Source organism: Roseibium sp. (genome assembly GCF_025698965.1).
Classification (GTDB): domain Bacteria; phylum Pseudomonadota; class Alphaproteobacteria; order Rhizobiales; family Stappiaceae; genus Roseibium.
The window spans coordinates 1-3,710 of sequence record NZ_JAILWL010000574.1 but is presented as its reverse complement, the minus strand read 5'-3'; the positions used below and the strand labels follow the sequence as shown (position 1 = coordinate 3,710).

Annotated in this window: 3 protein-coding genes; 1 reads left to right on the top strand and 2 read right to left on the bottom strand. The window is 56.7% G+C overall.

The genetic code is table 11. The features are described 5' to 3' along the window. The first annotated feature begins 161 nt into the window (after positions 1-161). Positions 162-1,532 carry a TRAP transporter large permease gene (locus K5905_RS29730; protein ID WP_297591246.1) on the top strand — a complete coding sequence of 457 codons (1,371 nt, stop codon included), beginning with the start codon at positions 162-164 and terminating at the stop codon, positions 1,530-1,532. 135 nt (positions 1,533-1,667) lie between these two features. Here K5905_RS29730 and K5905_RS29725 read toward each other — a convergent pair whose 3' ends face one another. Next, a complete protein-coding gene (locus K5905_RS29725; RefSeq protein WP_297591245.1) occupies positions 1,668-2,162 on the bottom strand; it encodes a DUF805 domain-containing protein in 495 nt (164 codons plus the stop codon). 204 nt (positions 2,163-2,366) lie between these two features. Continuing rightward, a partial coding sequence (gene xseA, locus K5905_RS29720; RefSeq protein WP_297591243.1) for an exodeoxyribonuclease VII large subunit occupies positions 2,367-3,710 on the bottom strand: 1,344 nt, incomplete at its 5' end.

Here is a 3,710-nt window from a genome sequence, read left to right as displayed (position 1 = left end):
CTGTTGTTGCGTCTCCTGATGCAGACCTACGGCTATGCCCGTTTGGTTGCTGATCCCTCGCGTCAACCGGTGGCCGTTCCGATGATCGAAGATGTCGAGGAGGTTGCCCAGCACGAGATTGAAGAAGCCTTTGGCGAAGAAACTGCAGAAGGAGAAGCCAAATGACTCCGTTTGAAGTTGGCCTCCTGATGACCGGCGTCTTGCTTGTCCTCGTCATCTTCGGAGTTCGCGTTGCCTTTGCAGCGGCATTTACAGGACTGGTTGGTCTGATCGTCCATTTTTCAATGAAAATGGGATTTGAGCGCGGATTTTTCGTAGCGCTGAAGATGGCCGGTACCATTCCGCATTCCAAGTCGGTTACCTATGCGTTGTCGGTCCTGCCGACATTCATCCTGATCGGTTTTCTGGCCTTCTATGCCGGTTTCACCAAACAACTGTTTGAAGCGGCTAAGCGCTGGCTCGGCTGGTTGCCAGGGGGTATGGCGGTCGGGACTGTGTTTTCAACTGCTGGCTTTGCGGCTGTTTCGGGCGCGTCCGTTGCAACCGCGGCTGTCTTTGCCCGGGTCGCTATTCCTGAAATGCTTGAGGCCGGTTACTCCAAACGGCTGTCGGCAGCCGTTGTTGCCGCCGGCGGTACGCTTGCCTCGCTGATCCCGCCATCCGCCATTCTCGTGATCTATGCGATCCTGGTGGAACAATCCGTCGGCAAGTTGCTGATTGCCGGCTTTCTGCCGGGTGTGTTTTCCGCCCTGATCTATGTCGGGATCATCGTGGCCGTCTCGGCCTGGCGCGGCGATGCCCCGCCGGTGAAGGGCTATACCTGGATGGAACGAATTGAGAGCGTTCCAGGTACATTGCCAATCATCGCAGTGGTCGCGATCATTTTCTGCTCCTTCTTCTTCGGCCTAGCAACTCCAACGGAGGCTGGATCCCTGGGGGCATTCGTCGTTCTCGTTGTGGCGTTTGCGAAGGGCATGAAAGCAAGACAGCTCGGCCAGGCCCTGCACGAAACCGCGAAACTGACGGTGATGATCTTCACGTTGATCTGGGGCGTGTTGGTTTATGTGCGCTTTCTGGGCTTCGCCGGATTGCCGGATGCTTTCAAGGACTTCATCGTGGGACTGGAGTATTCCCCCTGGATCGTGATGATCTGCATCCTCCTGGCCTATGCCGTGCTTGGCATGTTCATGGATGCCATCGGCATGCTGATCCTGACTTTGCCAGTCGTTTATCCTGCGGTCATCGCGCTCAATGGCGGTGAAGGGGTTTCGGCAGCCGACAGCGCCTTCGGCATGTCAGGTGAAGCCTGCGCAATCTGGTTCGGTATCCTGGTGGTCAAGATGGCGGAGCTCTGTCTGATCACACCGCCCATAGGACTGAACTGTTTTGTGGTGTCCGGTGTGCGCCCCGACATTCCGGTTCAGGAGGTCTTCCGCGGCTGTATTCCGTTCTTCGTTGCAGACGTGCTGACCATCGCCGGTTTGCTGGCATTCCCGTCGATCATCACGATCCTGCCCTCACTGATGGGCTAACGGGAACGGTAATGGCACCCCGGCTCAAGCCTTGAGCGCTTTGAAAACCAAAAACGCCACCGGAGATCTCTCCGGTGGCGTTTTTGTTGCCGCTACGCTGGCCGCCCTGAATTCCGCTGACCCCAAATTCAAATGTCAGTCGAAGACATGTGCCTGACTTTGAACGGTATCGAACTGGTTTGGCCCTCTTGTGCCGGGAACGAACCCATTCACGATGAATATGTAGATGCCGTAGATGGACCCGATAATGGGAACAAACAGGATCAGGAGAAAAAGCCCGGACTTACCCCTGTCATGGCTGCGCCTGACCTCCAGAGACCAGTAGCAAATCATGAGAACGGCAAAGAGAGCCAGATGAATCAGACCACTTTGCGAGGTAAACAGAGCCATGCCGATTTCTTCTTCGGTGAGTTCGGTCGCTCCGACCGGCAACTGACTGACAAACGAAAAGATCACACCAATCATCAGAACGAACCGGAATATGCCGATCGTCCAGTACTGCGCTCGACCTATCCGCCCATTGAAACTGAAAAACAGATCGAAGGCGAAACCGAACACCTTCGTGACAGAGAAACTGTCCTCCTGCCCATATGAAGCAGAACCGCCTCCGGCTGCTGCATAGGAAGGCATTGCCATGCTCGCTGAATAATCTGATTGCCGCCGACCAAGCTGAGGTACGGACTGCTGTGTTACACCGCGTTTGCCAAATTGCTTCTGCTGCATAATCCAAATGCCCCGCACAAAACATCAAAAATTGAAGCTGACGCTAGGGGATGTGTCTTAAGATTGCGGAAAGCGAAATGGTTAAAAATTCATGCAAAATTCAGTCAAAATTTAAAATAAATCTCCCTGATCTTCCGGTGCGGACTTTGCTGTGCCGCTACTTTTCCTTGGCTTTGGTTTCCGGGCTTTGGGGGCTGCGCCTTCACCCATGGCAACCGCTTCGACTGTACCGTCAGCCAGTTCAATTGACAGAGCTGAACCGGAACCTATCGCGGATGCCGAGCGTACCGGCTGGCCGTTATCGTCACGTACCACGGCGTAGCCGCGCGCCAAAACATCCTTGTAGGACAGGGATTTCAGGAGCTTCTGCAATCCGTCGAGTCGTGCTTTTTCCTGGGTAACGCGGGAATGATAAGCTCTGTTCAGGCGGTCGGCGAGTCCTGTCAGGCGCTCATTGCCAAGTGTTGCCTGCTGGGAAAGACGACCCGGCGTCAGCCGCATTGCGATTGCCGCATACGCCTGCCGCTTCTGGCTGACGGCAACATTGAGGGCGCGTTGCTGTCGTTCGCTGACAACGTTAAGGTCCTGCCGGGCTTTTGAACTGAGCCGACCAAGCAGGATTGGCGACAAACGACCGGACGCATTTTGCAGGGAGGTGCGATGATGCCTGGTGCTGAAGATAAGCGCCCGCTCAAGGCCGTTTGCAAAAGAATCAAATTTCTGACGTGGCAATGCCAGGAGATCTTGCGGGGCAGGCAAGGCTGCGCTCGCTGCGCGCAACTCCGTCCGCCTGCCGGTCACGAACCGCACCAGACCTGAATTCAGCCGCCGGGACCGGTCATCGACCATCGCCATCAGTTCGGCCTTCACCGGCACGGCAATTTCGGCAGCGCCTGTCGGTGTCGGTGCTCTGAGGTCGGCAGCAAGGTCGATCAGTGTCCAGTCCGTCTCGTGGCCGACTGCGGAGATCAGCGGGATCTCGCTATCAGCGGCAGCACGGACAACGGCTTCCTCGTTGAAGCCCCACAGGTCTTCGATACTGCCGCCACCGCGGGCGACGATCAGAAGATCCGGACGCGGGATCTTGCCTGCGGGATCGAGCGCATTGAAACCGCGTATGCCGTTGGCGACCTCCGCACCAGAAGTCTCACCCTGCACTCGGACCGGCCACACCAGAACATGTATGGGGAAGCGATCCGCGATACGGTGAAGGATGTCTCGGATTACGGCGCCGGTCGGCGAGGTGACCACGCCAATGACCTTTGGCAGCGGGGGCAGCTTCTGTTTGCGCTCTTCGGCAAAAAGCCCTTCGGCCGTGAGTTTCTTCTTGCGCTCTTCCAGAAGCGCCATCAATGCGCCGGCCCCGGCGGGCTCCAGTGCGTCGATCACCATCTGGTACTTTGATTGGCCGGGGAAAGTAGTGATCTTGCCGGTGGCGATCACTTCCAGACCCTG